We start from the raw sequence: 948 nt of genomic DNA on the forward strand, positions 1-948 counted from the left end.
CCAGCCTGCGCAACACCGCCCTCGCACTCGCGGAGCTCGCGGGCTGGCACAACCACGCCGCGGCAGCCGATCACTACAGGTCACACCCCGATCACGCGCTCGACCTGATCAAGCCCACGACCTGAGAACGCTCCCGCCCTGCGTAGTCGCTGTCGGACAGGTCCCGGTTCTGGAAGGCGGCGTGGTCGTCCTGCCACTGCTTGGTCAGCCGGTTGACCGGGGCGGCCGACAGGCCGGCCGAGCTGCCGAGGAACTGCTCGAGCGCGGGCACGAAGTCGCCGCCGGACAGGCCGTGCAGGTAGAGCAGCGGCAGCACCTCGCTGATCTTCGGGGACTTGCGGCACCACAGCGGCAGGATCTTCGAGGAGAACCGCTGCCGTTCGCCCGTGGCCTCGTTGACGCGGCGGTCGTCCACCCGCGGGGCACGCACCTCGATCGGGCCGGCGGCCGTGGTCACGGTGCGGGGGCGGTGGTGCCCGTTGCGCACCACCAGACGGCGGCAGCGTTCATCCCGCTCGGCCGCCAACTCGGCTATGCACTGGTCGACTTCCGCCTCCAGCGCGGCGGCGAGCATCCGGCGGGCGCCTTCCCGCACGATCTCGTCGATCAGGGAACCAGTGGACGTGGTGCCGTCTTCGTTGACTACGCTGAGCACGGGCGTGCCTTCCCGACCCGCGCTGCGAACGCGGGCCTGACTTGGTGACCATCACAGGATCATTCGGGAAGGTACGCCCTCCGCGTGCCTTCCCGCGGACGATCCACAAGTCATGAGCATTGCTCAGGTAGCGTCGTACTCTCCGGCCAGCCGTCCCGCCACATGACAGGGCGGTTGCAAGTTCCGGGGTCGTGCGGCTGGTCGGGTTGTGACCGGTTGGGGCGCATAACAGGGCAGGCACGGGCTTCGTGATCATTGTGGTGTCTAAGCCAGATGATCACGAGGTGGCCCGT

At 68.6% G+C, this 948-nt stretch carries 1 pseudogene; it reads right to left on the minus strand.

Annotation, left to right across the window (positions count from 1 at the left end):
• Positions 1-142: 142 nt before the first annotated feature.
• Positions 143-655 (minus strand): annotated as a pseudogene (locus tag C1I97_RS37925) (transposase); the annotation flags it as partial.
• Positions 656-948 lie beyond the last annotated feature (293 nt).

Source organism: Streptomyces sp. NTH33, from assembly GCF_003236365.1.
In the GTDB taxonomy this organism is placed as follows: domain Bacteria; phylum Actinomycetota; class Actinomycetes; order Streptomycetales; family Streptomycetaceae; genus Streptomyces.